Origin of the sequence: Solwaraspora sp. WMMD937 (assembly GCF_029581175.1) — a bacterium.
GTDB lineage: Bacteria > Actinomycetota > Actinomycetes > Mycobacteriales > Micromonosporaceae > Micromonospora_E.
Window position 1 is genome coordinate 1,320,801 of record NZ_CP120738.1, and the last position, 26,023, is coordinate 1,346,823.

General features: G+C 71.9%; 20 protein-coding genes. 5 read left to right on the forward strand and 15 right to left on the reverse strand.

All coding sequences use genetic code 11. The features are described from left to right. Window positions 1-10: 10 nt before the first annotated feature. Together O7621_RS05810 and O7621_RS05815 are read right to left on the reverse strand one after the other, a co-directional pair. Complete coding sequence (locus tag O7621_RS05810) at window positions 11-1,273, reverse strand: hypothetical protein (RefSeq protein ID WP_282233077.1); 1,263 nt, start codon at window positions 1,271-1,273, stop codon at window positions 11-13. Between the two features lie 79 nt (window positions 1,274-1,352). Then, window positions 1,353-3,317: a hypothetical protein gene (locus O7621_RS05815; protein ID WP_282233078.1), complete on the reverse strand. Its 1,965-nt coding sequence runs from the start codon at window positions 3,315-3,317 to the stop codon at window positions 1,353-1,355. A 431-nt stretch (window positions 3,318-3,748) separates the two neighbouring features. Here O7621_RS05815 and dnaB point away from each other — a divergent pair, with 431 nt between their 5' ends. Then, the gene (dnaB, locus tag O7621_RS05820; protein WP_282233079.1) at window positions 3,749-6,091 is read left to right on the forward strand and encodes a replicative DNA helicase; all 2,343 of its coding nucleotides are present in this window, start codon (window positions 3,749-3,751) and stop codon (window positions 6,089-6,091) included. Between the two features lie 120 nt (window positions 6,092-6,211). Here dnaB and O7621_RS05825 read toward each other — a convergent pair whose 3' ends face one another. From O7621_RS05825 to O7621_RS05850, 6 genes are all read right to left on the reverse strand, one after another. Then, window positions 6,212-6,580: a zf-TFIIB domain-containing protein gene (locus O7621_RS05825; protein ID WP_282233080.1), complete on the reverse strand. Its 369-nt coding sequence runs from the start codon at window positions 6,578-6,580 to the stop codon at window positions 6,212-6,214. Window positions 6,581-6,605: 25 nt separating this feature from the next. Continuing rightward, window positions 6,606-7,238, reverse strand: a complete 633-nt coding sequence (locus tag O7621_RS05830) for a phosphoribosyltransferase family protein (RefSeq protein ID WP_282233081.1) — start codon at window positions 7,236-7,238, stop codon at window positions 6,606-6,608. A 96-nt stretch (window positions 7,239-7,334) separates the two neighbouring features. Beyond that, window positions 7,335-7,706 carry a CrcB family protein gene (locus O7621_RS05835; RefSeq protein ID WP_282233082.1) on the reverse strand — a complete coding sequence of 124 codons (372 nt, stop codon included), beginning with the start codon at window positions 7,704-7,706 and terminating at the stop codon, window positions 7,335-7,337. 37 nt (window positions 7,707-7,743) lie between these two features. Beyond that, on the reverse strand, window positions 7,744-8,166 hold the full coding sequence (locus O7621_RS05840) for a CrcB family protein (RefSeq protein WP_282234462.1): 423 nt from the start codon (window positions 8,164-8,166) through the stop codon (window positions 7,744-7,746). Continuing rightward, the gene (locus O7621_RS05845) at window positions 8,166-9,551 is read right to left on the reverse strand and encodes a glycosyltransferase 87 family protein (RefSeq protein WP_282233083.1); all 1,386 of its coding nucleotides are present in this window, start codon (window positions 9,549-9,551) and stop codon (window positions 8,166-8,168) included. Before O7621_RS05845 ends, O7621_RS05840 begins: the two co-directional genes overlap by 1 nt. Window positions 9,552-9,573: 22 nt before the next feature. Then, complete coding sequence (locus O7621_RS05850; protein ID WP_282233084.1) at window positions 9,574-12,108, reverse strand: bifunctional diguanylate cyclase/phosphodiesterase; 2,535 nt, start codon at window positions 12,106-12,108, stop codon at window positions 9,574-9,576. 482 nt (window positions 12,109-12,590) lie between these two features. Here O7621_RS05850 and moaC point away from each other — a divergent pair, with 482 nt between their 5' ends. The 4 genes from moaC to O7621_RS05870 all read left to right on the forward strand — a co-directional run bounded on the left by moaC (window position 12,591) and on the right by O7621_RS05870 (window position 15,304). Then, complete coding sequence (moaC, locus tag O7621_RS05855) at window positions 12,591-13,082, forward strand: cyclic pyranopterin monophosphate synthase MoaC (protein WP_282233085.1); 492 nt, start codon at window positions 12,591-12,593, stop codon at window positions 13,080-13,082. After that, window positions 13,079-13,561: a MogA/MoaB family molybdenum cofactor biosynthesis protein gene (locus tag O7621_RS05860; protein WP_282233086.1), complete on the forward strand. Its 483-nt coding sequence runs from the start codon at window positions 13,079-13,081 to the stop codon at window positions 13,559-13,561. Before moaC ends, O7621_RS05860 begins: the two co-directional genes overlap by 4 nt. A gap of 127 nt (window positions 13,562-13,688) precedes the next feature. Next, the gene (locus O7621_RS05865; RefSeq protein ID WP_282234463.1) at window positions 13,689-14,870 is read left to right on the forward strand and encodes a molybdopterin molybdotransferase MoeA; all 1,182 of its coding nucleotides are present in this window, start codon (window positions 13,689-13,691) and stop codon (window positions 14,868-14,870) included. A 26-nt stretch (window positions 14,871-14,896) separates the two neighbouring features. Further along, the gene (locus O7621_RS05870; RefSeq protein WP_282234464.1) at window positions 14,897-15,304 is read left to right on the forward strand and encodes a molybdenum cofactor biosynthesis protein MoaE; all 408 of its coding nucleotides are present in this window, start codon (window positions 14,897-14,899) and stop codon (window positions 15,302-15,304) included. Here O7621_RS05870 and O7621_RS05875 read toward each other — a convergent pair. The 7 genes from O7621_RS05875 to O7621_RS05905 all read right to left on the reverse strand — a co-directional run bounded on the left by O7621_RS05875 (window position 15,291) and on the right by O7621_RS05905 (window position 26,014). Continuing rightward, complete coding sequence (locus O7621_RS05875) at window positions 15,291-16,841, reverse strand: glycosyltransferase 87 family protein (RefSeq protein WP_282233087.1); 1,551 nt, start codon at window positions 16,839-16,841, stop codon at window positions 15,291-15,293. The two genes, O7621_RS05870 and O7621_RS05875, sit on opposite strands and share 14 nt — an antisense overlap. Before the next feature lie 247 nt (window positions 16,842-17,088). Then, on the reverse strand, window positions 17,089-17,655 hold the full coding sequence (locus O7621_RS05880; protein ID WP_282233088.1) for a DoxX family membrane protein: 567 nt from the start codon (window positions 17,653-17,655) through the stop codon (window positions 17,089-17,091). A 94-nt stretch (window positions 17,656-17,749) separates the two neighbouring features. Beyond that, on the reverse strand, window positions 17,750-19,051 hold the full coding sequence (locus O7621_RS05885; protein ID WP_282233089.1) for an ATP-binding protein: 1,302 nt from the start codon (window positions 19,049-19,051) through the stop codon (window positions 17,750-17,752). 190 nt (window positions 19,052-19,241) lie between these two features. Continuing rightward, window positions 19,242-20,048 (reverse strand): hypothetical protein, encoded by an 807-nt coding sequence (locus O7621_RS05890; protein WP_282233090.1) that lies wholly within the window; start codon window positions 20,046-20,048, stop codon window positions 19,242-19,244. 145 nt (window positions 20,049-20,193) lie between these two features. Further along, on the reverse strand, window positions 20,194-21,132 hold the full coding sequence (locus tag O7621_RS05895; protein WP_282233091.1) for a hypothetical protein: 939 nt from the start codon (window positions 21,130-21,132) through the stop codon (window positions 20,194-20,196). Between the two features lie 196 nt (window positions 21,133-21,328). Then, window positions 21,329-24,631, reverse strand: coding sequence for a UvrD-helicase domain-containing protein (locus O7621_RS05900; RefSeq protein WP_282233092.1), 3,303 nt, complete (start codon window positions 24,629-24,631; stop codon window positions 21,329-21,331). A gap of 99 nt (window positions 24,632-24,730) precedes the next feature. Beyond that, window positions 24,731-26,014, reverse strand: coding sequence for a metallophosphoesterase (locus tag O7621_RS05905; RefSeq protein WP_282233093.1), 1,284 nt, complete (start codon window positions 26,012-26,014; stop codon window positions 24,731-24,733). Window positions 26,015-26,023 lie beyond the last annotated feature (9 nt).

Below are 26,023 nucleotides of genomic sequence, written 5' to 3' on the forward strand. Positions count from 1 at the left end.
CTGACCATGCTCAGCGCAGAATGCTGGAGACGACGACCGGATCCCCGGACCCGAGGTAGAAGATGCCCGGGTAGCCGGCGGTTGCGAAGCCGTGACTGGTGTTGCGGCGCAGCACCGAATCGGTCAGTTCGAGGGTGCCGGACCGGTCGTTGCTGACGAAGAAGATGGCTCCGCCACCCTCCCGCGCCTCGTTGTCGGCGATGACGGTGCCGGCGATCGAGACGGTGAACCGGTTGCCGTCGGCGTAGATCGCCCCACCGCTGCCGCCGCCCGGGGTGCCGGGCTTGGCTGGATTCGCACCGTTGCCGGTTGCCGAGTTGTGCGTCAGTACGCTGTTCAGCACGATCCACGAGACACCGATGCTGCTCAACGCACCGCCGTTCGCACACACTCCGCCGTCGCCGGGTGCCCCGCCGAAGGTGCTCTGCACCACGTACACCGGCTGGTCCTGCCACTGGTCCAGCACCCGAATCGCCGCGCCCCCGAGATCCGGTCCGGTCGGGTCGCACCGGTTACCGAAGAATCGGGAGTTGACCACCCGGAACTGGCCGCCCCGGACGAAAATCGCGCCGCCGCCGCCACCGTCGACCTGCTCACCGGTGGAATCGCCATCGGCAAAGGTCAGGTTCTGTACGACCAGTTCGGGATGGTCCTGATCATTGCAGTGCGAGGTCGTCCAGCCCTGCGCCTGGTCGCAGGTGTTCATGTACAGAATTCGTCGTTGCCCGGCACCGCTGAGAGTGACCAGCCCGCCGCCGTCCAGCACCACCTGCCGGTTGGCCGCGTTACGTACCTTCGCCGTCCGGTCCATCGTGATCACCACCGGTTCCGGCCCGCAGGCGAAGGTGATGATCCCGCCGGCTGCGACCGCCGCGACGACCGCCTGGGAGGTGCAACTGGCCGGCGTACCGTCGCCGATCGTGCGGGTCGGCCGGCTGGTGTCCACCGCGCGGGCCCGCGCCGGCACCTGAGCTCGTCCATCCGGGTTGCCGGCCGCCGGACCGGCCGCCGTCGTCCGGTCGGGAGCCTCCGGCGACACCGGGGCCGCGCCCAGCCCGGCCGCGCCGGACGGTGGTGGTGTGCCGTCCGACGGGACAGTGGCCGGCGCGGTGGTAGCGGACGACGCCCCAGGCTGCGCACTGGTGAGAGGAGGACCGTCACCGACCGCCGAGCCGTCGCCGGCCGCGCCGCACCCGGTCACCAGCCCGGTCACCAGCCCGGCGAGAAGCGGCCCGGCCACGGTCGGGTTGATCCTTCGGCTGCGGCTGAACACTGGTCGATCCTAGGAGCACGGCACCCGCGACGAACAGCACGAACAGTCGGGGATCCGGGGCCGCCCGGTAGGTCCGGCGTCAACCGATCGGCTGGCCGGTGATTGCGCTGGCGAGCACGGTCGACATGCCGCCGCCGATCACTGCCGACGCCAGGCCGACACTCGAGGCGCGCCACGTGCCGCTGACCCACCTGATCGACACCGCCAGGACCAGCGAGATCATCAGCGCGTACGCGAAGTCCGGCGCGGCGGCCAGCAGCGAGTTGATCGCCTGCGCCCGAGCGGAGAGGCAGTCGCCGTCCACCCCGAGGACGCAGTCGGTGGTCGCCGGGGTGCCGTCCAGGGTGAGGCTCCAGATCAGAAACGCCACCACCGGCAGGGCGTACCAGGCAGCCGTGTACAGCAGCGACGACAAGTAGCCGCCCTGGTCGGCGTCGATCAGTTCGTCGTCGATCCGGTACGTCAGCCGACGCTGCGACGGCGGTTCGTACCTCGGCCGTGGTCGTTGCTCGGGCAGCACCCGGGAGCGGGGCGCACTCGGCAGGGCGATCGGTGACCGGGGTGCCGAAGCCGGCGTCTCCACCCACCTGGGGTCGTCTGCCGCCAGGCGGGTCCCCGACCAGAAGGTACCTTCCCGGCCCGGCTCGACCTGTGGCCACGGATCGACCGGCGGAAGGATATCGGCGTCGACGTCGCCGACCTCGGCCGCGCGTCTTTTTCGCGCCCCGGTGCGGCTACCGACCGGCCAGCTTTCCGGGTCGTCGCCCCGGTGCCACTGATCGGTCTGGTCGCCGATCTCGCGCCAACTGTCGACCGGTTTCGGGCGGTACGCCCCGCGGCTGAGCTCCCCGGCCCGGCCGCTGGGCGGCTGCGCCGGGCCGGCACCGATCGCCCGTGGCGAGGACGCGGTACGCGGCCAGGTGCCGGTCTCGTCGGTGAACTCGCGCCGGGGCGGTTCGATCTCGCGACGGGCGGGCCGGTCCCATCGCCCAACCTGGTCCGCCTCCCGCGACCACCCGCCGGTGCGCTCGCTGGCCCGGGACCATTCGCTGGTGTAGTCGGTACCCCGGGACCACTCGCTGGTGTGGTCAGTCGCGCTGGACCATCCGCTGGTGGGGTCGGAACGCCTCGACCACTCGCCGGTGTGGTCCGATCCACCGGACCACCCGCTGGTGGGCTCGTCGTCGCGTAGCCACTGCGCCGCGTGGTCGTCGTCGAGGCGACGCCGGATGTCGTCGCGGTCGCGCCGTCGGCGGCCGGGACGGTCGGAGTCGGACGGCGGACCGGTACGTCGGGACGACCGACGACTGCGACCGCCGTACCCCTCCAGGTCACCGGGTTCACCTGGATCACTGGGCGACGCCGACCACCGCGCCGGCGTGGTCGACCAGCTAGCGGGTGGCGTAGTGGCTGGACCGCCCGGGTCGAGCGGACCGGCACCCGACACCGGCCTGGAACGGCTATCGGGCAATTCACGCCGCCAGCCCGCTGGATCGCCGGACACCGGGCTGCCGGAGATCGGGTTCCGGGACAACGGGCTGCCCGAGATCGGACCGCCGGAGATCGGGTCCTCGGCCGCGCGGCGCCGGCCCGGTGCCCGCCGGGGCCGGTCCCAGGCGGGGGCGTCCATCTCGGGCCCGGCCGCTGGCAGCGCCGGACGGCCACGGGACCGGCGGTTCCGTACCGGCTGTTCGGGAATCTGCCACGATTCGTCGCGGTGCCGCCCGGCCCGGCTAGCCGGCGAGTCCCGGTGGACCGGCTCACCCGATGGCGGCGTCGGGCCGGCGGGCAGCGCCCACCGGCCCGACGCCGGGCTGCCCCGGTCTGCCTGGTGCCGGGCACCGTCGCGCTGGTCCTCGTCGCGGCCACGTCGGTCCTCGTAGCGGCGTCGGCCGCGGGGCGCCGCGTCATCCTCGGCCGGGTCGTAGCGCCGTGACCGACGAGAGCGTGGTGCCGGGTCGGCATCGGCGTCGTCGGGCCACCGGGCAGCCGACCGCCGCTCGCGTGGAGGGCGGTCGCCGTACTCCCAGTCCCGGTAGTCCACCGCCGGAGCCTCGCCCCTTCGCTATCGAGCCGTGATCGGCTGGGCCGGCGAATCAGTTCCCGCCCGATAGTAGCCGGTAGCCAGGTGGGCAGCCCGGTGCAGATTTTTGTCCACCGGCTGTGGATCGCAAAGTCCCAGCTCAGCGGGCCTCTCCTCGAGTTGGCGGCAAGTTTTCCACAGGCTGTGCACAAGGTTGTGCACAGCCTGTGCCCCCCTGTCCACAGCTTGTCCAGAGGTTCATCCACCGCCGTGTTTGGGCATGCCGCCGCAAGTCCGTATCGTTTCCCGGAGCCCTCCCACGCCGATGCGACGTCCCCCGGTCGCCCGGTCCCTGGTGGGCCCGACCGCAGGTCGTCGACGACGCACGAGCAGACGATGTCGTACCCGCGCAGTTGACTCGCGGCAGTGATGTAGTGAAGGGGGGTGCCCGGATGTCCATCACGGACGACCTGCAGACCGAGCCTCGGCCACCGACCCGCCCGTCCGGTCCACCCGGCCCGCCGGCCAAGCCACCCGGTCCACCCACCGGCGGTGAGCCCTTTGACCGCACGCCACCCCAGGACGTCGCCGCTGAGCAGTGCGTCCTCGGCGGAATGCTGCTCTCCAAGGACGCCATCGCCGACGTCGTGGAGATCCTCAAACCAAACGACTTCTACCGCCCGATCCACGCCACGGTCTTCGACGCGGTGCTGGACCTGTACGGGCGAGGCGAGCCAGCGGACGCGATCACCGTCTCCGCCGCGCTCGCCAACTCAGGTGACCTGGGCCGGATCGGCGGCGCGCCGTACCTGCACACCCTGATCGCGAGCGTGCCCACCGCGGCCAACGCCTCCTACTACGCCAGGATCGTGGCCGAGCGCGCGGTGCTGCGCCGCATCGTCGAGGCCGGCACCAAGATCGTGCAGCTCGGGTACGGTTCCGCCGCCGGCGGCGGCCGGGACATCGACGACGTCGTCGACCTCGCCCAGCAGGCGGTGTACGACGTCACGGAACGGCGGGTGAGCGAGGACTTCGCGGTCCTGGCCGACATGCTGCAGCCGACCCTCGACGAGATCGAGGCGGTCGGTGCCCAGGCCGGCATGATGACCGGGGTGCCCACCGGGTTCACCGACCTGGACCGGTTGCTCAACGGGCTGCACCCCGGGCAGTTGATCATCGTCGCCGGCCGGCCCGGCCTCGGCAAGGCGCTGGCGCTGGACACCCCGCTGCCCACCCCGACCGGCTGGACCACCATGGGTGAGGTCGCGGTCGGTGACCGACTACTTGACGCCGCCGGTCGACCCACCACGGTCGTCGGCACCTCTGCCGTCCTGCTCGGCGGACGGTCCTACCAGGTCGAGTTCTGCGACGGCTCGGCCATCGTCGCCGACGCTGACCATCTCTGGCAGGTGACGCACCGGCCCGCCGTGCCGGTACCGGCAGCGGCCGCCGCAGCGCTGGCCACCGTCACCCCGGCACCGGTCTCGGCCGATCCGGCCCTGGCCGGCCGGTCCCGGCCACGACCGACCCAGTCCGCACCTGCACGGGCCACCCAGGTACTGACCACCGAGGAGATCCTGGACCTGCTCGACCGGTCACCGGCGGAGCATTCCGAGGTCACCGTCGCGAACTGCCGTGCCCTGGCGCTGCCCGACCGCGACGACCTGCCGGTGCCGCCGTACCAGTTGGGGGTTGATCTTGCCGGTGGTGACCCGGCTGCCGACCACCGCCAGGACGACCGGCGGATCCCCGACGCGTACCTGCGGAGTTCCGAGCGGCAGCGGAGGGCGCTGCTGACCGGTCTGTTGGACACCGCCGGCACCCGCAACCCGGGCGGGCTGGACGAGTACCGGACCACTTCGCGTCTGATGGTCGAGGCGGTACGCGAGTTGGTGGCGAGCCTCGGTCTGCACTGCACGGTGTCAGCGGCCACCGTCCAGGGCCGAATGACCTCGCCATCAACCGTCTACACGGTGACCATCCAGACCGACGACGAGCAGCAGCGACGAATCACCTCGGTCCGACCGGTCCGCAGCGTGCCGGTGCGCTGCGTCACCGTGGACAACGCCGACCACCTGTATCTCGCCGGCCGGACGATGATCCCGACGCACAACTCGACCGCGTCAATGGACTTCGCCCGCAACGCGGCGATCAGGGCCGGTCACGCCAGCGCGATCTTCTCGCTGGAGATGAGCAAGGTGGAGATCGTCATGCGGCTGCTCTCCGCCGAGGCGAAGGTGCCGTTGCATGTCCTGCGCTCCGGCCAGCTCTCCGACGACGACTGGACGAAGCTGGCCCGGCGGATGGGCGAGATCAGTGAGGCGCCGCTCTTCGTCGACGACACGCCGAACATGAACCTGATGGAGATCAGAGCCAAGGCGCGGCGGCTACGGCAGCGGCACGACCTGAAGATGATCGTCGTCGACTACCTGCAGCTGATGACCTCACCGAAACGCACCGAGAGCCGTCAGCAGGAGGTCGCGGACCTGTCCCGTGGGCTCAAGCTGCTGGCCAAGGAGGTCGAGTGCCCGGTGATCGCGGTCAGCCAGCTGAACCGTGGCCCTGAGCAGCGTACCGACAAACGGCCGCAATTGTCCGATTTGCGCGAGTCAGGGTCGATCGAGCAGGACGCGGACGTGGTCATTCTGTTGCACCGAGATGACTACTACGACAAGGAGTCGCCTCGGGCGGGCGAGGCGGACTTCATCGTCGCGAAGCACCGGAACGGGCCGACCGACACGGTGACCGTCGCCGCGCAACTGCACCTATCCCGGTTCGTCGACATGGCGATCTGAGTCACCATGCCGGGACGGCCGCCCGATCCCGGCGACGCGGCGGCCCGGACCAGTGCGGGGGCCCGGACCAGTGCGGCGGCCCGGACCAGCGCAGAGTTCCGGACCGCCGGGGGCACAGGCTCAGTCGAACAGCTGGTTGAGGAAGCTCTTCTGCCGCTTGTGCCGGTAGTGCCCGTGGTAGCCGTGGTGCCCGTAGGCGGGAGCTGGCGGGTAGGCCGGGGCCGGCGGCGGGTAGCCGGGCTGGTGGTGCGTCGGCGGGGGCGGCGGAGGCGGCGGGTAGCCGCCGGCCGGGCCCGGTGCCGGGCGGGGCGGTTGACCGGGCTGCTGGCCGCCGGCACCACCGTTCCAGGCTGCCTCCGCGTCCAGCAGGCGCTCCAACTCGCCCCGGTCCAGAAAAATGCCGCGACACTCGGTGCACTGGTCGACGGTGATCCCACTGCGCTCGTACTGCCGCATGGCGCCGTGACACTTGGGACAGTTCATCTGCATGACTCGACGGTACCGGCTGGGATCCTCACCTGCCGACCGGCAACGCGGTGACCTCGTCGTCGGACACCTGGTGGAAATCCTGGTAGTAACAACCGACGGCGCGAAAGTCAGTTGGCCGCAGCGGGCAGACGACCTCGTCGACCACGTCTTGAAGCGTGCCGATCGCCTCGGCCGAGCCGACCGGCACCGCCAGCACCACTCGGTCCGCACCGAGGCTTCGACTCACCGTGACCGCCGCCCGGGCCGACGCGCCGGTGGCCAGCCCGTCGTCGACCAGAACGGCGGTCCGGCCGCGCAGGTCCAGCGGCGGCCGGTCGCCCCGGAACAGCCGCTCGCGGCGGCGCAACTCGGTGGTCTCCGCAGTGGTGATTCGGGCAATCTGTCCCGGAGCGAGCTGGTCGGCGATCTCCGGGTTCAGCACCCGCACCCCGCCCGGCCCGATCGCGCCGAAGGCGACCTCGGCCGCCGACGGCAGACCGAGTTTGCGGATGACCAGCACGTCGTACGCCACGTCGAGCTGGTCGGCGACCACCGCCGCGACCGGTGCCCCGCCCCGCAACAGACCGAGGACGACGACGCCCGGTCGCCCCCGCAGCTGCGCCAACTGCCCGGCCAACTGCTCCCCGGCGTCGCGGCGGTCCCGGTATTCCATCTCCATGTCCTCAAGGTGTACGCCGTTTCCCGCCCGCCCGCCGCCCGGTCGGCGGATTCCACACCGACGGTCGCCGTCGCCTTTCCGCATCGACGGTCGCGGTCACCCTGCCAGGGCGTCGCCGGCCAGGCGGCCGACCAGCAGCGCGGCGAATCCAGCCAGCAGGGTGCCGGTGGCGTAGCCGGCGGCCGTCCAGCGATCCCGCGCGGAGCCGCCGGCCAGCTGGACCACCTCGTAGGCGAAGGTCGAGTACGTGGTCAGCGCGCCGCAGAGGCCGGTGGCGAGTAGCCGGGCCAGCCAGCCGGCACCGGCCAGTCCGGCACCGGCGAGTACGCCGATCAGCACGGCCCCGGCCAGGTTGACCAGGAAGGTGCCCCAGAAACTGGGCTGACCGAGTCCCACCACGACACGGTCGGTGAGGTAGCGAACCAGCGCGCCGACCGCCCCGCCACACATCACCAGGAGCAGACTCATCCCGTACCTCCCGAATGTTTCGGATGAACGGGGCGGGTCACCGGACCCGCCGCGCGAGCCGGTCGGCGGTCGGCCGGGCCGCCGAGCCGCCGAGCCAGACCGCGACCAGTGCGCCCACCAGGGTGCCGAGCGCGTAGCCGCCGGCCAGCCAGGGCCGTCCGGCGGCGAGCAGGTCGGCGACCTCCAGGGTCTGGACCGAGAAGGTGGTGAAGCCGCCGAGTACGCCGGCACCGAGGAACGGCCGGAGCAACCGGTGCGGGTGGGGCACGGCGGTGACCACCCGCATCAGGACACCGATCAACGCACATCCGACGACATTGGTGACCAGGGTCGGCCAGGGCAGCCCATCCTCGGCCGAGCCCGGCCAGCTGGCGGCGATGCCGTAGCGGGCGGCCGCTCCGGCTGCGCCGCCGACAGCCACTGCGGCGAGGACCGTCGGTGCCGCCGACCCCCGGGGCATCACCGGTCGGGCCCGTACGCCGGCACCAGCCCGTCACGGTCCGGCGCGAACGCCTGCGCCGGCACTTCGGCGACCCGGAGCACAGGGACCCAGCTGAACAGGGCGACCGGGTAGAGCAGGTAGCCGAACCGGGTCGACGGCAGCAGCAGCGTCGCGGCCAGCAGGCCGAGGCCGCAGATCAGGGCCGCGGTGGCGGCGGTCTGCGGCGGCCGGCGGACCAGCCGTACCGCGATGGCGAATCCGGCGAGCAGCAGCAACCCGCCGGCGACGATCCGCCCGCCGGGCATCCAGGTGGCGATCAGCATGCCGGGCAGCGGCGAGGCCGCCGGGCTGGAGACCATGCCGGCACCGAGTGGGAAGCCGAGCACGTTGTGGATCAGCGCGGCGTGGTCGACCACTGCCACCGGCAGCAGGGCGAGCAGCGGCAGAGTGATCCCACCGGCCGCGACCCGGCCCATGGCCCGTCGACCACGGGTGGCGGCGTGGCAGAGCAGCACCAGCAGGACCGGCCAGGCGAAAAGCTTGAGCGCGGCGGCCGCGCCGATGGCCGTCCCGGCTGCCGCGTACCGGCCGCCGGCGCAGAGCACCAGGGCGAGCAGGGCGAGGGCCAGCACCGGCAGATCATCGCCGCCGGTGCTCATGGCCAGCGCGGCGATCGGCAGTACGGTGCTGAGCTGAGCGGCGCGCACGAGTACCCGATCGCCGGCCGGGCCGGCCCGACGGCGCGCCAGAGTGAGGGCCGCGGCCAGGGCGGCGAGGGTGGCGACGGCGAACCAGACCCGGGCGTCGGTCCACCAACCGGTGCCGGCCAGCGCCCGGGGCAGTCCGAAGATCGCCATGCCGGGCTGGTACGGCAGGTACCCGAGTAGCCGTTCGTCCGCCGGCAGCTCCGCGATCTGCTGTTCGGACAGGTACGGGCTGCCGTCGGCGAGCAGCCGGGAGGCACCGCCGTCGTCGACCACGACCACCTCTTCCTGGGCCCGGTCGGTGCGGCCATCGGCCCGCTGCTCGGCCTGCAGGACCAGGGGCACCGCGACCACCGCCGCCCAGGTGACTCCGGTCAGCCACGCGCGGGCGACGCCGCCGGTCAGCCGCTGGCGGGCCGCCGCGCGTCGGACGACGAGTTGGCCGACCACCACGAGGGCGGCGGCCGCGTAGCCGACAACCGCGACGGCCCCCCAGGCTCGGTGCGGGGCGAGCGTGGAGGCGACCGCGGTGACCGCCGCGAAGACTGCGGAGAGCAGATAGAGGGCCAGATCGCCGACGAGGCCGTCGGCGCTCCGGTCCAGTTGCACCCAGCGGCGGGTGGCGACGGCCCGCCACCGCCGGGCCGGGCCAGCCGGGCGGCGCTGGCGAGCTGCGGGCCCGGCCGCCGTGACGGTCACGCCGGCAAGTCTGACAGAACGGTCAGGCTGGTAGGTGCGGTACCTTCTCGTTCCGGTGCCGTTGGCCGGCCCGGCGGGTCTGGTCGATGCGGACGACGGCGCCTTCGTCGTGCAGTGGACTGGCCAGGCTGCCGGGTCGGCCGCCGGATCCGCACTGCAGCGCGGTGAGCAGCCGGTGGGCCGGCATCGGCCGGGCGAACAGGTGTCCCTGCCCGGCGGTGCAGCCGATCGTCCACAACGCGCGGCGCTGTGGCTCGCTCTCCACGCCCTCGGCGACGACGGCCAGGCCGAGGCTGCGGCCGAGGTCGACGGTCGACCGGATGACGGCGGCCGATTCGGAGGAGGTCTCCATGCTCATCACGAACGAACGCGCGATCTTGAGCTCGTGCACCGGGACCCGGGACAGCATGGACAGCGACGAGTAGCCGGTGCCGAACTCGTCCATAGCGAGCCGTACTCCGGCGTCGCGCAGCTGGCCGAGCACCTGGTCGACCACTTCGAGCTGGCTGAGGGTGAGGGTCTCGGTCAGCTCCATGATGAGCCGGTCGGGCGGGACGTCGTGGGCCTGCAACCGGGCCAGTACGGCACCGGGGAACCGCCGGTCGAGCAGGCTGCGCGGGGACAGGTTGACCGCGACCGGCAGCACGAAGCCGGCTTCGTGCCAGGTGGCGGCGGCGATCAGGGACTGCTCCAGGACCGCGTCGGCGAAGGCGGGGAGCAGACCGGAGCGTTCGACGGTCTCCAGGAAGCGCTTCGGGTCGAGACGCCCCCGGTCGGGGTGCTGCCAGCGGGCGAGCGCCTCGGCGGCGATCACCTCCCCGGTGCCGAGGTCGACGATCGGTTGGAAGTCGACGTTGAACTCGTGCTGGGCGACTGCCCGACGCAGGTCTCCGCCGAGCGCCAGCCGACCGACGTCGGCGGTGTCCCGGCTGCGGGCGTAGACGGCGGTCCGGCCGCCGGATCGCTTCGCCTGGTACATCGCCACATCGGCGCGGCGCAGCAGTTCGGCCATTCCGCCGCTGCCCGGTGCGACGGCGATGCCGCCACTGGCCTCGACGTTTATCCGCATGCCGTCGAGTTCCATCGGTGCACAGATCGCGGTGAGTAGCGCGTCCGCGCGGTGCGCGGCGATCGCGGGAGCCGGCAGCGTGGTCAGCAGTACGGCGAATTCGTCGCCGCCGAGCCGGGCCACCAGATCACCAGGCTGCACGTTCGCGGACAGTCGCCGGGCGACCTGGATCAGCACCTTGTCGCCGGCGCCGTGGCCGAGCGTGTCGTTGATCTCCTTGAAGTGGTTGAGGTCGACGAGGAGCAGCGCGGTGATCCCGCGGGTGCGCCGTCGGCCGAGCAGTTCGGAGCCGTGCTCCATCAGCCGGCGCCGGTTCGCCAGCCCGGTCAGTTCGTCCTGTGCGGCCTCGCGGGCGTGCCGTTCGGCGTCCTGGTTCAGCTGCCGGTAGAGCGAGGCGTTGCGGACTGCCGTGCACAGTGCGGACGCGAAGGTACGCAGCGTGTAGTGCTCCCGGTCGGAGAACTTGACCGGGCCGGTCAGGCAGAGCCGCAGGGTGCCTACGCTGAGGGTGCTGCCCGGGCCGGCGAGCGGTACGGCGATCACGGTCCGCATGTGCGGGGTGGGGGCGCTGCCGGTGGGGCCGTCGTACTGCACACCGTCGCTGTTGCCCTGGACCAGCCGGGCAGGTTCGTTGAGCTCGACCTCGACCCGGTCGGTGGAGAACAGGTCGGCTGCCTGCACCACCGCGATGGACAGCACCGCGTCGAGGTCGACGACGTTGAGCGCGTCGGTGGCCCGGGCGAGCCGCTGCCAGGCCTGCTGGTCGTCGCGGGCCCTGGCATGTCCGGCGTAGGCCAGGTGGATGCAGAGCACTACGGGTGGGATCGTCACCAGCAGCCACTGGTCCGCCTTGAGGATCAGCAGGATGGCGACGATCAGCGGGAACCGGATCACCGCGCTGGAGATTCTAACTCCGAGATTGTGCCGAAAAATGGCACATAGCCTGGTTCCGGTGGCGCGGGCGATGACCGGGATGGTGAGTACCTCGTCGAGCACGACCGCTACGACATAGGCGGTGAGGAGTGGCCCGAAGAACGCCGTGCTGTAGATCGCCAGCTCCGGATCCCAGTTCAGCGTGTGCAGGACGGCACCAGCGGCGGCGGCGACGAGCATGTTCTTCGCGACGGCGAAAGTCGCCTTTATCCGGGCCATCCGTTGCACGATCATCGCGAGGCCGACACCCAGGCCGGTGCAGAGCACCACCAGGGTGGCGGGTGCCACCGCGAGTCCGACCAGGATGGCGACTTCACTCCAGGCGATGGCGTGGGCCGTCGACCGGATACGGACGAACCATTTGACGGTGACCCCGACCGCGGCGAGGAAGACCAAGGCGGCGACGAGCGCCAGTTCGTCGGCAGTGCTGACCAGCGACCCGGCGACGAGGTAGAGCGACGAGACGCCGACGGCCACGGCACAAACGGCGACGAGACCGACGAGCAGCACCAGCTGCCGATCGGTCTCGTTGTCGCGTCGAACCGTGCGGGTCACACCCGTTCCTGATCTTGTTGCGCTGCGTGGCCCGCAGAACTACTGCTCGTCATCGGTAGACGACAGTATCAGTACCATTCGTTGCTGCGCATGGTCTTCCCCTCCACTCGATTGGGCAGTTGGTGCTGCCGGCTCTTGCTGACAGGAGAACCATAGAGTTGCGATATGCCACTTGCATACGGATAAATGTCCATATGCGCATGATTAGTGAAGATGGCGGCGGTTTGTCACCGTTGGTTATTGATCGCCGACGGAATGCATTCGAACAGGTTCGCTCATAACCTTATGGATTCCTTAGGCGTGCACGATTTGGGGCTGTAGTAGGTATCCGCGAAGGTGATCCGGGAAGTGCGGGTCGGTGGAGAAGTGGAAGGTGACATCCGGGCCGGCAGGTCGCCGGTACGGCCAGCCTGATGCCAACTCTGCCGCCAACCGTGGCGGTCGAGCCAGGGCCGACTGGTTTGCTCGATAGGCTCGTTCAGGTGACCGAGGTACCGAACCTGACCCATGTCGATGAAGCGGGCGCTGCGCGGATGGTGGACGTCACCGCCAAGCCGCCGACCGCCCGCCGTGCCGTGGCAGCGGGACGACTGCGTACCACCGGCGAGGTCGTCGAGTTGCTGCGCCGCGACGGCCTGCCCAAGGGCGACGCACTGGCCGTCGCCCGGATCGCCGGCATCATGGGTGCCAAGCGCACCCCCGACCTGGTCCCGCTGTGTCATCCGATCGCGCTGCACGGTGTGGTCGTCGACCTGGCGCTGACTGCGGATTCCATCGAGATCACCGCCACGGTGCGGACCGCTGACCGGACCGGGGTCGAGATGGAGGCCCTCACCTCGGTCGCCACCGCCGGGCTGACCCTGATCGACATGATCAAGGCGGTCGACCCGGCAGCGTCGCTGGACGACGTTCGGGTGCTGTCCAAGGAAGGCGGCAAGACCGGCGACTGGCAGCGTCCGGCGGACCGGTCGTGAACCCGTACGCCCGGGTGGTGGTCGCCTCCAACCGCGCCGCCGCCGGTGTCTACTCCGACACCAGCGGTCCGCTGCTGGTGTCCGGCCTGCAGGACCTCGGCTGCCGGGTCGACGACCCGTTGGTGGTCGCCGACGGCGAACCGGTCACGCAGGCACTGCGCCGGGCAGTGGCCGACGCGGTCCAGCTGGTCGTCACCAGCGGCGGTACCGGGATCACCCCTACCGACCGCACCCCGGAGGCGACCCGCTCGGTGCTCGACTACGAAATCCCGGGGATCGCCGAGGCGATCCGGGCGGTCAGCCGGTCGGCGGTGCCGACCGCTGCGCTGTCCCGGGGTATCGCCGGGGTGGCCGGTCGTACGTTGATCGTCAACCTGCCTGGCTCCACCGGCGGTGCCCGCGACGGCCTGGCCGTGCTCGGGCCGATCCTGCGCCACGCGCTCGACCAGCTGGCCGGCGGCGACCACCCCCGCGCCTGACACCACCGCACCCCGGCCGCACCCGGCCGGCGGATAGGCTCGGTCGGTGAGCGCCGAACCGACGACCGGCAGGGCTGCCCCGGCCGCCGGGCACCCACCCGTCGACTGGGGGCAGGCCCGCGCCCTGGTGCACGCCGCCGGCCTGGCCGCGCGCCGCCCGCCGGTCCGGCTGCCGTTGCCGCAGGCCGACGGGACCACCCTCGCCGCGCCGCTGACCACCCTGACCGACCTGCCGGCCTTCCGCACCGCCAGTGTCGACGGTTGGGCGGTGCGCGGCGGTCCCCCGTGGCGGGTAGTGGGCCGGGTGCTGGCTGGCGGAGTGCCGCCGGAGTTGTCCGACGACGGCACCGCGGTGCAGATCGCCACCGGCGCGATGGTCCCTGCCGGGGCCACCAGTGTGTTGCGCATCGAGGAGTCGACGCGAGACGACACCGGGCTGGTACGCGGCGAGCTGCGGCCGCAGCCGGAGTGGCGCTCGCCCGGCGAGGAGGCGTCGGCCGGCGAGGAACTGCTGGCAGCCGGTACGCCGGTCGACCCCGGGGTGATCGGCCTCGCCGCCTCCTGCGGCTACGACGACCTGCCGGTGTATCAGCGGATCCGGGCCGGCCTGCTGGTCTTCGGCGACGAACTGCTGACCACCGGGCCACCCGGCCACGGCCGGGTGCGCGACGCGCTCGGTCCGGCGGTGCCCGGGTGGCTGCGCCGGTACGGCTGCGAACTGCCTGCCGAGGAGGTGACCGGGCCGGTTGCCGACACCCTCGCCGCACACGTCGACGGGCTGCGCTCGGCGCTGGCCGGCGCCGATCTGGTCTGCACCACGGGCGGCACCATGCACGGTCCGGTGGACCACCTGCATCCGGCGCTGGCCGAGCTCGGTGCCGAGTACGTGGTCAACACGGTCGCGGTCCGACCCGGGTTCCCGATGCTGGTAGCCCGGGTGACCGGTGCCGACGGGCGGGACCGGTTCGTCGCCGGGCTGCCCGGCAACCCGCAGTCCGCGATCGTCGCCCTGGTGTCACTGGTCGCGCCGCTGCTCGCCGGGTTGCAGGGCAGGCCGCTGCCGACCCTGTCCCGGCACCGGCTGGGGGCGGCGGTGCCGGGCCGTGGTGCTTTCACCCACCTCGCCCTGGTACGGATCGATCCGGTGAATTGCGCCGCGTACCCGCTGCGGCACGTCGGGTCGGCGATGCTGCGCGGACTGGCCGCCGCCGCCGGCTTCGCGGTGATTCCGCCGGGCGGCGACGGCCGCCCCGACGACGAGGTGCCCGTCGTACCGTTGCCGCTGCTGCCCGGGGAGCGTCTGCCGTGACCGTTCCAACCACCCGACCTGTCGTTCTGGTGTCGGTGACCTCGCAACCGCTCGACCTGGCCGCCCACGAGGCGGCGGTCGCCGACCCACGGGCCGGCGCGGTGGTGTCCTTTCAGGGCGTGGTCCGCGATCACGACCACGGCCGGTCGGTGCTCAGCCTGGAGTACGAGGGCCATCCCAGCGCCGAGGACGTGCTGCGGGAGGTCGCCGACGAGGTGGCTGCCGATCCGGCGGTGCACGCCGTCGCCGTGTCGCACCGGCTGGGGCCGCTTGCCATCGGTGAGGTGGCCCTGGTGGCGGCGGTCAGCACCGCGCACCGGGCGGCGGCCTTCGCCGCCTGCGCCCGGCTCGTCGACGAGGCGAAGGCCCGGCTGCCGATCTGGAAGCGGCAGATTTTCGCCGACGGCACCGAGGAGTGGGTCAACTGCCCCTGACCTGACCGGAGGTTCGGGCGTCGGGCTGCCCGGTGCCGGTTCGGGCGTTAGGAAGCCCGGTGCCGGTCGGAGCAGCCGGTTGGCGGTGCCGGATCTGCGGTCGCGGGTCGGTGTAGAACGCCGGCTCGGCTCCGGGCCGCCAGGGCAGCGCCGCGACGAGCGCGATCAGCGCCAGGGCGAGTGAGTTCTCCATCAGTACGCCGAACAGGCCGTCATGGTAGTGCGAGACCTGTGGCAACTGGTGTTCGTAGGGCCAGATCGGCGACACCAGGAAGAGCAGGTAGAGCGCGATTGCGGCGGTGGCGTGCCGCATCCCGGTGAGGGCGGGGAACCAGATCGGGGTCCGTAGCCCGGCCACGCCGCTGATACCGGCACCAGTGGGCGGGTAGGTGCGCCGCGAGATCAGCCCCTTGCTGGCGCTGCGTCGCCGCAGCGCCGCGTCGGCCAGCACGATGATCGCCGGGATCACGAAGACCAGGTGGTGCGACCAGCTGATCGGGCTGATCACGTTGGCGGTGAGGCCGATCAGGGTGAACGCGGTCAACTCGTCGCCGTCCGCGTGGGCGTGAGCGGCCCGGGACAGCCCGAGCGCCAGCAGTAGCAGGGCGAACGAGATCCAGAGCAGGCCGGGGGTCTCCATCGAGTCGTAGAGCCGGGCCAGCAGGCCGGCCAGCGACTGGTTCGGGGTCATGTCCGACACCCCGACCCGGCCGGTGTCCCACAGCACCGAGGTGAAGTAGGCGGCCGACTCGTCGGCGGCGACGATCATCGCGCCGACAGTGACCGCGGCGGCGGTGCCGATCGCGGTGGTGGCCGCCCGCCACTGCTTGGTGATCAGCAGGTAGACGATGAACAGGGCGGGAGTCAGCTTGATCGAGCTGGCCAGACCGATGCCGGCGCCGGCCCAGATGCCGCTGAAGAAGATCCGCCGCAGTGGGCCGGCGGCGACCAGCCGGTGCGGCGTGGGCGCGGCGCGCCAGCGCAACGCGACCAGGTCGGCGATGATCAGGCCGAACAGCAGCAGGTTCACCTGCCCGTACCCGAGGGTTTCCCGGGACGGTTCGATGGCCACCGCGAGGGGCACCGCGAGACCGACGGTGAACCAGCGCGGCCAGCCGCAGCGGTCAGCGATCGGGCCGAGTAGCACCGCCAGCACGACGGTGAGGGCGGCGATACCGAATGCGACGTTGAGCCAGCCGGCGGTGATCATCGGAACCACCGCCATCGGCAGCATGGTGAGGCCGGCGAATGGTGGATAGGTGAAGCCCAGGGTGGTTTCCGGTGCGATGAATGCGTACAGGTCGCCGCCGTTGGCCCACCACATGATCGCACCGTGGTAGATGCGCATGTCGAAGAAGTTGTACGGTCGGCCGAACATGCCGATTGCGTACCAGGCGGCGTAGCAGGCCAGCGCGACGAGGCCGAGCCGCACGAGCGTGCCGCGCTCGACGTCGCGAACCAGGCGGCTCAGTGGCGCGAGGCGACGCCGACCCAGTGGGGCGAGACGACGGACCCGGGATCGGACGTCCGTCACCATGATCTACCCACCCCCGGTCGTTGAATGCAGAGTCTGCTCAGTGCCCGTCCGAGCCTAGAACGCAACGGCGTCCGGAGGCGGGCGCGTTACCCTACCGTGTCCGATCCCACACTAGTTCGCGATATTTCCACCGCGTTAACGCTGTGTGCTGTGTTCTATCTCTTTCGTGGTTTTCGGTGCCCACTACGCACTGAAGTCCGATATCTACCGCCCATCGTTCAGGTCGTCGTTCGGCCGGATCTACTGGTCAGCCGGGCAGTCGCCGGGCGGTGGCGGCGGACCGGACCGCGATCCGGGCGTCCCGACGCGCCGAGTGCACCGCCCGCCGCACCGACCGTCGGCTCCGCCGCACCGAGCGTCGGCTCTGCCGGATGGCCCGGCTGGTCCGCCAGCGTAGACCCGGCCGACCCTCAGTATCCGCAGCAGCGAGCAGCAGCCCGCCCAGAAGGCCCAGATTCTTGAGAAAGTGCACCTGATGGAGTTGTCGTTCGGTCGGTTCCGTCGCCGACCAGAATGGATGACCGGCCACCGTGGTGGGCACCAGCGAGGCCGCCAGCACCGCTGCGGCCGGCCGGGTCAGTCGACCGGTCGCCAACAGCAGGCCACCGGTGAGCTGGGTGGCCCCGTGCAGCCGGACCAGGCTCTCGGTGTCGGTCGGCAGTCGGGGCGCGGCCCGTTCGATCATCGGAGCGACCCGGTCGGTGACCGTCTTCGCCCGGTCGGCGTACTGCGCGGGGCTGGCCACCGCTCGGGCGCCGCTGACGATGAAGATGCCGCTGAGCAGAGCGCGGGCAGTGGTGCGTACGGGTCTCATGCTCCTTGTCATACCCGGTTGGGCGGTCTGTTACCCGGCAAACCGGTGAGCTGTCGCATCCCGCGGCGAGGTTGCCGGGCCGCTCCGGGCGTGGTCAACCGGGTTGGGTGCGCAGGTACCGGCCGAAGTGCGGCACGGTGAACGCGACCGTGCCACGCTCGCCCGAGTAAATCAGCCCCTTCTTGATCAGGGCATCCCGGGCCGGCGACAAGCTGGCCGGTTTCCGGCCGAGGGACCGGGCGATCTCGGCGGTCGGCACCGCCGGGTCGATGTCCGCCGTCGCCGGGTCCAGTGGCCCACCGCTCGTTTCGTCGTGGTATCCCTCGACAGTTGGTGCCGGGCCGCCCCCCGGGGTCGCCGAGGCGAGCACCGCCATCGCCCGCATGTACTCGCGCTCCGCCGGGGTGGCCCGTTCGAACCGGGACCCGAAGAACCCGACCGCGAGTTCCGCTTCCGCCTCCGGCGCGGCGACCCGCACGTCGGCGGCGGTGATCGGCGAGCGCGGAGCATGGTCCCAGGTGGCCTTGCCGTATGCCTGTACGAAGTACGGGTACCCGCCGGACTTGTCGTAGAGCAGGTCGAGCGCCTTCGCCTCGTACTCGACCTGCTCGCGGGCGGCCGGCGCGGTGAGCGCCTGGTCGGCGGCGACCCGGTCCAACCGGTCGATCCGCTGGTAGCGGAACAGCCGTTCGGAGTAGGACTTGGCGGCGGAGAGCACCGCCGGCAGGTGCGGCAGCCCGGCTCCGACGACGATCAGCGGCCCGCCGAGCTGCGACAACTCGTGACAGGCCGCACAGAGCGCGGAGACGTCGGTCGCGTCGACGTCCTGCATCTCGTCGATGAAAAGCGCGATTCCGGTGCCGACGTCGGTGGCCACCGCGGCGGCGTCGGTGAACAGCTCCACGAGGTCGATCTCGATGTCGCCGGAGTCGGCCCGCCCGGTCGCCGCCGGCACGTCGATGCCCGGCTGCCAGCGGTCGCGCAGCCGAGGCCGGGCGTTGCCACGTCCGCCGGCCGCCGGCGGGTTGGCGCGCAGCGCGAAGGCCTTCAGTACGCCGAGAAAGTCGTCGATCCGCTCGGGTGCCCGGTGCCGGGGGGCGAGCTCGCGTACCGCCATGTGTAGTGCGGCGGCAACCGGGCGGCGCAGCGACTGGTCCGGCCGGGCCTCGATCTTGCCGGTGCCCCAGAGCCGGGCGATGGCCTGCGACCGGAGCGCGTTGAGCAGGACGGTCTTGCCCACCCCGCGCAGTCCGGTGAGCATCAGGCTGCGCTCCGGACGGCCTCGGGCGACGCGTTCCAGGACCACGTCGAAGACGTCCAGCTCGCGGCCGCGGCCGGCCAACTCGGGCGGGCGTTGGCCGGCGCCGGGGGCGTACGGATTCCGGATCGGATCCATGTCTGGCACCGTATCGGGCCGTCTAGCGTCTGGGCTAGAACCGGGTATAGGTCCCGATCGTGTCGGCCGTCGTCCGCCGACACCTCGGCCGAGCCGCTCGCCGAGCCCTTGTCGGACCGTCGAGCAGTGACTAGGGCTCTCTAGCTGTCACGCTAGAGAGCCCTAGTCATCGGTCGAAAGCGGTTCCCAGTCAGAGCTCCTTCATGCAGAGCACATAGTTGAGCAGCTGCTCACCGGTGTCGTGCGTGTAGGTGGTGTCGGTGTCCGGGTGGCCGAAGATCGGATCGTCACAGCGTTCCGTGTCGGTGGTCAGCGGAATGCGGGCCAGCACCTCGAAGGTGCCCGGATCGCAGGCGACCTTGCGCAGCACCGCGTCCTCGTCGGAACCGTCGTTGACCACACAGTCACCGACCACGATTAGGTCGAGACTGCTGTCGGGCGGCGGCAGCGAACTGGAGTCCTCGCCCTGCTGATCGTCGGGCGTGCCGGTCGAAACGTCGACCGTCGGCAATTCCTCGCTGGCGGTCGAGGTGCTGCTGTCGGTCAACGCGAACAACCCGATCACACCGCAGCCGCAGAGCAGCAGCAGTAACACCACCGCGCCGATCACCAGCCCGATGATGAGCCCGGTGCGCGACTTCTTCGGCGGTGGGCCACCGGGCATCCCGGGCGGCGGACCCCAACCCGGTGGCGGTGGCGGTGGCGGTGGGAAGCCACCACCCGATCCGGGCGGTGGCGGGTAGCCACCGCCACCCGAGGCCGGCGGTGGCGGGTAGGCGCCGCCACCCGAGGCCGGCGGTGGCGGGTAGGCGCCGCCACCGGAAGTCGGCGGTGGGTAGCCGCCGGGCTGGTACGGCGAGGAGTAGGGCGTGGTCGGATCAGGGGCACCGGAGCCCGGAGGCGGGTAACCAGAGCCCGGAGGCGGGTAACCGGACTGACCGGCGGGGTCGTCGGGCTGTCCCGGACCGGGGTAGCCCGGCGGACCGTAGCTGGACATGATCTCCCTAGCGTCGTCGCTGGATCAGGCGGAACGCTGCCCGCCTGGCACGAATCTCACCCGCCGGGCAGGGGTCCAGCGGATCAATTGTGCTACCGGAACGGTAACCAACGGCTGCCATCCGGCGGCAGCCTCACCGGTCAGTTCACCGCTGCCTGAGACAGAGCACGAAATCCAGGGCGTCGAGCTGACTGTTGAAGAAATACCAGTTGGTGTAGCCCTCGACGGCCGCGCACTTGGTCTTGGCGTCCTCTTCGCCGTCGGTCACACCATCGAAGCGGGCGAGCACTTCGTACGCGCCGGAGTCACAATCCGTGATCGTCAGGACCGGCGTCTCCTCCGCTGCCTCGGCCTCGTTGCGGACACACTGCCCTACGTCGACGAACCGCGCGTCGTTCGACGAGGTCGGTGTCGGAGTGGGGCTCGGCTGGTCGACCTCGGCCGTCGGCTCGGGCTGCTCCGACGGGGCCGTGGACGGCGCCTCGTCCGGCTCGGTAGTCGGTGCCGTCAACTCCGCCCCGGTGTCCGGCGTCTCGTCGCGGGTCAGAACATAGATGCCGGCCGCGCCGCCCCCGCAGAGCAGCACCGTCAAACCGATCAACACGGCGAGTAGCCCGCCGCTCAGCCCACCGCGCCCGGACCGGCGTGGCTCCGCCGCCGGCTCCCACGCTGGTGTCGCGGCCGGGTGCTGCTGGCTGCCGTCGGAGTACGGCTGCTGGCCCCCGCCCGGCTGCTGCCACGGCTGGTCACCGCCCGACTGCTGCCACGTCTGATCATCGGCACCGGCCCAGCCCTGGGCCGGTTGATCCGGCGACTGCCAGTTCTGGTCGCCGGCCGACGTGTGCTGCCCGTACCCCTGCCAGTCGGGACCGGCGGGCGGAGGCTGCCCGGTCGACCAATCCGGCTGCGCACCGCCGGGCCACTGCTGGCCCGGTGCCTCGGTAGGTGCGTCACCCCAGGGACCGGGCGGTCCGCCCCAGGGGTCGGACGGCTCCCGGTACGGCTCCGACGGCTGCCGATGCTCGGGCCACCGGTCTGGCTGCTCACCCGGGTACGGCCCGCCGGGCGGTCCGTATTGCGACATTTCCTGTCCTCCTGCGCGGCGGTTCCGGCCCCGGCTGTCCGCTCGGGTCGGCGATGACAGACGTCACCGTAGCGTGAGCACCCCAGCCGCTCACCTCCCCGAAGCGCGCCAACCGCCGGCCAACCGCATGATGGTCCGACGCTGCACCAGGTCCGGCGGTCGCGAGTGACCGGGCCGGTGGCGGTCCGACCAGCCCCTACAGCAGGCGCAGCTGGCGGTCCTTGGGGCGGCGCGGCCCTTCGTCGCCGAGCCGGTCGAACAGCCCCGCGTCGATCGCGTCCAGGAACGGCGTCGGCCGGGTCTCCCGCTCGCTGCCGTGCCGGACCCGGCGGCGGGCGTGCGAGAGGTAGAGCCGGTCCTGGGCCCGGGTCAGGCCGACGAAGAACAGCCGCCGCTCCTCGGCCACGTCGTCGTCGGTCGGCGTAGTACCGGGGAAGCGCAGCGGTAGCAGGCCGTCCTCACAGCCGACCAGGAAGACCACCGGAAACTCCAGGCCCTTCGCCGCGTGCAGGGTGAGCAGGGTCACCGCTTCGGCCCGTGGGTCCAGCGCGTCCACCTCGGCGCCGGTCTCCAACTGGGACAGCAGCATCGGCAGGTCGTCGCCGCAGCGGCGGGCCAACGGGGTGAGCAGCTCCACCGCGGACCAGATGTCCGCCGGCGACAGCTGCGGACCGGCCGGCACGTCCAGCGTCGGCGTGGTGAGCCGGTCGGCCAGCACCTGCCCAGCGAGCCGGACCCGGGCGGCCAGCGAACCGTCCAGCCCGCCACCGGCGTGCCGTAGCTCGCGGGCGATCGCCGTCACCCCCGGCCGGTCCCGCAGCCGGTTGTGCGACCGCTTCTGCACCGGGACACCGGCCCGGGTCAGTGCGTCCATGATCGGGCCGGCCTGCGCGTCGGTGCGGTACAGCACGGCGATGTCGGAGAACGACACCGAGGACGTCTGCCCGTCGATCCGCCCGGAATCCAGCGATCGGTGCGAGATTCCGCCGACAAGTTCGTCGACCGTACGCACCACGAACGTCGCCTCGTCGGCGGCCGTGCCAGCCGGGTAGAGCCCGATCAGCGGCGCCTGCGGATCGAGTCGGGCCGGCTCCAGCCGCCGGCCGCGGACCAGCGAGCCGGGCGCGATGGCCTGCACCGCGGCGGCCAGGATCGGGGCCGCCGACCGGTAGTTGCGGGCCAGCCGGACCAGCCGGGCGTCGACGAAATCCTCGGAGAAGCGCAGGAAGTAGCGGACGTCCGCCCCCCGGAACGAGTAGATTGCCTGGTCCGGGTCGCCGATCGCGCACAGGTTGCCGTCCGCCGGGCTGAGTAGCCGCAGCAGCTCGTACTGGTCGGCATCGACGTCCTGGTACTCGTCGACGAAGATCCACCGCCAGCGGTCCCGGTAGCGGGCCACCAGCTTCTGGTCCTCGCGCAGCAGCCGCAGCGGCAGGGTGACCAGCTCGTCCAGATCGACCAGGCCGGCCGCGCGCAACAGCTTGGCGTACGTGGCATCGTCCTCGCCGGACTCGGCGCGGGCCCGCTCCCGCTCGGTGTCGTCGGCGATGCGCAACGTCGCCGGCAACCCGGCCGCCTTCGGGTTCTCCCGCAGGATCGTCAACCCCAGCGAGTGGAAAGTGGCCACGGTGACGTCCTCGGCCACCGGGCCGAGTAGTCCGTCGAGCCGGTGGCGAAGCTCCTCGGCGGCCCGGCGGGTGAAGGTGATCGCCAGGCAGCGCTCCGGAAAGACGTTCAGCTCGGCGCACAGGTACGCGATCCGGTGGGTGAGCGTCCGGGTCTTGCCGGTGCCCGGCCCGGCGACGATCAGCAGCGGCCCGCCCGGCGCGGACGCGGCGACCCGCTGCATCGCGTCGAGTCGGTCCAGCAGCCCGGTGCCGACCTCCTCCATGCCGGCCAGCATCGGCTCGAACGGCTCGTGCGGCGACGGCGTCGGTGGCGGCGGGATCGGCGGTGCCGCCGGCTCCTGCCCGGACCGCCCGGCCCGGCCCGGCCGCGTCGGCCGCCCACCGGAACCGGACCGGCCGGCCCCGGCCTTGGACTGTCCGGTCCCGGCCCTGGACTGTCCGCCGCGTCGGACACCGGCCGGTGCCGGTTCGTCGGCGGCCATCGGCCCGTCGGCCGGGCGCTGCGCCGGCACGGGTACGTCGAACAGCGCCTCCGGCTGACCGGCACCACCACCGGTGACCAGCTCACCGGGCGCGAACAGGGTGATCACCCCGTACTCTCCGTCGTAGCCCGGCACCCGGCGGACCTCGCCGCGACGCAGCCGGGTGATCGCCTCACCGAGCAGTTCGCCGCCGGCCCGCCGGATGTCGTCCACCGGCACCTTGGTCAGGATGTCCAGTTCGGGGCCGAGCGCGGCGACCAGGTTGACCACCTGACCCTCGACGGTCTTCGACCGGGCGCCGACCTGGTTGATCTCACCGACGATCTCCGGCAGCGCCACCAGGTGGGTGACCTGCTTGGCGTTGGCCGGCCGGTGCCCGTCCGGCCGGTCGGCGAGATCCTCGACCCGGCTGAGCACCCCGACGGTGAGCGGCTTGCCGCACTGCGGGCAGCGACCGGCAGCCTGTCGGGTTTGCTCCGGGGCCCAGCTGACGCCGCAGTTGCGGTGCCCGTCGGCGTGGTACTTGCCCTCCTCGGGGAAGAACTCGATGGTGCCGACCAGCCCGTCGCCGGTGCGCAGCGCCTCACGTACCGCGTAGTAGTCGAGCGGGCTGTCCAGCACGGTGGCCTCCCGGGCCAACGCCGGCGGCGAATGCGCGTCGGAGTTCGAAACCAGTTGGTAGCCGTCGAGGCTGGACACCCGCCAGTTCATCGCCGGATCCGACGACAGCCCGGTCTCGACGGCGAAGATGTGCCCGGCCAGGTCGGCGTAGCAGTCGGCGATCGCGTCGAAGCCGGACTTGGAGCCGAGCGCGGAGAACCACGGCGTCCAGATGTGCGCCGGCACCAGGTAGCCGTCCGCGCTCGCCTCCAGGGTGATCTCCAGCAGGTCGCGGGAGTCCAGCCCGAGAATCGGCCGGCCGTCGGAGCCGAGGTTGCCGATCCGGCCCAGCGCCGTGTTGAACCGGGCCACCGCATCCAGGTCCGGCAGGTAGATCAGGTGGTGCACCTTGCGGGTCCGGTCCCCGCGCTTGTAGATCGTCGAGATCTCGACGCTGAGCATGTACCGCACCGGGTTGGTCTCGGACTCGCTGGCCAGCCGGGGCGGCAGCCGGCGGGCGACGTCCCGCTCGGCCTCCGGGCTGAGCCGGAACAGCCCCGGCTCGGCCGGGCGCAGCGACTCCCGCAGATGCTCGAACCACGCCGGGTGGGTGAAGTCACCGGTGCCGAGCAGGCTGACGCCCTTGCGCCGGGCCCACCAGGCCAGGTTCGACATGTTCAGGTCCCGGCTGCAGGCACGCGAGTACCGGGAGTGGATGTGCAGGTCGGCGATGAAGGGCCCGGGTCCCGTGGCGGAGCCGGGAGAGGGCACGGCGCGGTACGGGGGCACGCCGCATCCTGTCACGTGACCGGGCCGCCCGGCGTGTCGCCACGCGCGGAAACCCGCGAGACGTGACTCTCACTCGCCGCCGGCTGACTCGTTGCGCTCCTATTCGCTGCGCAGCTCGACCAGGGAGACCTGTGGCGGCGCGCCGACCCGCACCGGCGGACCCCAGAACCCGGCGCCGTTGGTGACGTAGACCTGGGTGCCGTCGACCGTGGCGAGGCCGGAGACGACCGGTTGCACCAGCCGTACCGCCAGGTTGAACGGGGCGATCTGACCGCCATGGGTGTGCCCGGACAGTTGCAGGTCGACGCCGTAGCGGGCGGCTTCGTGGGCCTGCACCGGCTGGTGGGCGAGCAGCACCACCGGGCGGTCCGGGTCCCGGTCGCCGAGCGCCCGGTCGTAGTCCGGGCCGGCCAGTGGCCCGGACCCGGCGGCGGTCTGCCCGGCCGGCCGCGCGGTCTCCGCGGTCGGATCGTTCACCCCGGCCAGGTCGAGCACCCCGCCCGGGGTGACGATCTCCCGGCGTTCGTTGACCAGCACCCGCAGGCCGAGCCGGTCCACCTCGGCGACCCATTCCTCGACGCCGGAGTAGTACTCGTGGTTGCCGGTGACGAAGAAGCTGCCGTAGCGGGCGCGCAGATCGGCCAGCGGGGCGGCGGTGCCGCCGAGCTCGGAGACGGTGCCGTCGACCAGGTCGCCGACGACCGCGACCAGGTCGGCGTCCAGGCTGTTGATCAGCTCGACGATCCGGGCGGTGTGCGCCGGCCCGGTCAGCGGGCCGATGTGGATGTCCGAGACGGTGGCGATACGCAGGCCGTCCATGGCCCGGGGCAGCCGGGCGATCGGCACCTGCACCCGGTCCAGCCGGGGCGGGCCGAGGGCGGTCCGGATGCCGTATCCGGTGACGCCGGTCGCGGTCAGCCCGGCGAAGATCGCGGCACTGCGGGCGAGCAACAGCCGTCGGCCGGGGTCGGGCACCGAGTCGTCGGCCGGCCGGCCGCCGGGCAGCTCGGCCGGCGGCGGGGCGGACGTCTCGGCCGGTACGGTCACCGGCACCGTGCCCACCCTGCTCAGTTGGCGGCTGCGGGCCCGGCCGACCAGCCGGGCCACCAGCATCGGCGGCTCCAGCACCAGCAGGACGACCAGCAGGTAGAACATCACCGCCAGCCAGACGTAGCCGGGCCAGGCCAGCCAGGACATCCCGGCGGACCGGGTGCTCACCATCGTCACCGGCACCAGGACCGCCAACCCGACGGCCAGCAGCGTGCCGGCCCGTCGCCACCGCCCCGGCCGGGTGGTGTCCCGGACCAGCCGCCACCACAGGTAACCGTGGATCAGGCCGGTGATCAGGGTCAGCGTTGCGACGAACCCGAGTACGGCGAGCACGGACGCGGT

Bases quoted from the DNA above. Each gene is read 5' to 3' on its own strand.
- dnaB (WP_282233079.1), top strand. From the start codon at position 3,749: ATGTCCATCACGGACGACCTGCAGACCGAGCCTCGGCCACCGACCCGC.
- O7621_RS05825 (WP_282233080.1), bottom strand. From the start codon at position 6,580: ATGCAGATGAACTGTCCCAAGTGTCACGGCGCCATGCGGCAGTACGAG.
- O7621_RS05830 (WP_282233081.1), bottom strand. From the start codon at position 7,238: ATGGAGATGGAATACCGGGACCGCCGCGACGCCGGGGAGCAGTTGGCC.
- O7621_RS05835 (WP_282233082.1), bottom strand. From the start codon at position 7,706: ATGAGTCTGCTCCTGGTGATGTGTGGCGGGGCGGTCGGCGCGCTGGTT.
- O7621_RS05840 (WP_282234462.1), bottom strand. From the start codon at position 8,166: ATGCCCCGGGGGTCGGCGGCACCGACGGTCCTCGCCGCAGTGGCTGTC.
- O7621_RS05875 (WP_282233087.1), bottom strand. From the start codon at position 16,841: ATGGTGACGGACGTCCGATCCCGGGTCCGTCGTCTCGCCCCACTGGGT.
- O7621_RS05880 (WP_282233088.1), bottom strand. From the start codon at position 17,655: ATGAGACCCGTACGCACCACTGCCCGCGCTCTGCTCAGCGGCATCTTC.
- O7621_RS05885 (WP_282233089.1), bottom strand. From the start codon at position 19,051: ATGGATCCGATCCGGAATCCGTACGCCCCCGGCGCCGGCCAACGCCCG.
- O7621_RS05890 (WP_282233090.1), bottom strand. From the start codon at position 20,048: ATGTCCAGCTACGGTCCGCCGGGCTACCCCGGTCCGGGACAGCCCGAC.
- O7621_RS05895 (WP_282233091.1), bottom strand. From the start codon at position 21,132: ATGTCGCAATACGGACCGCCCGGCGGGCCGTACCCGGGTGAGCAGCCA.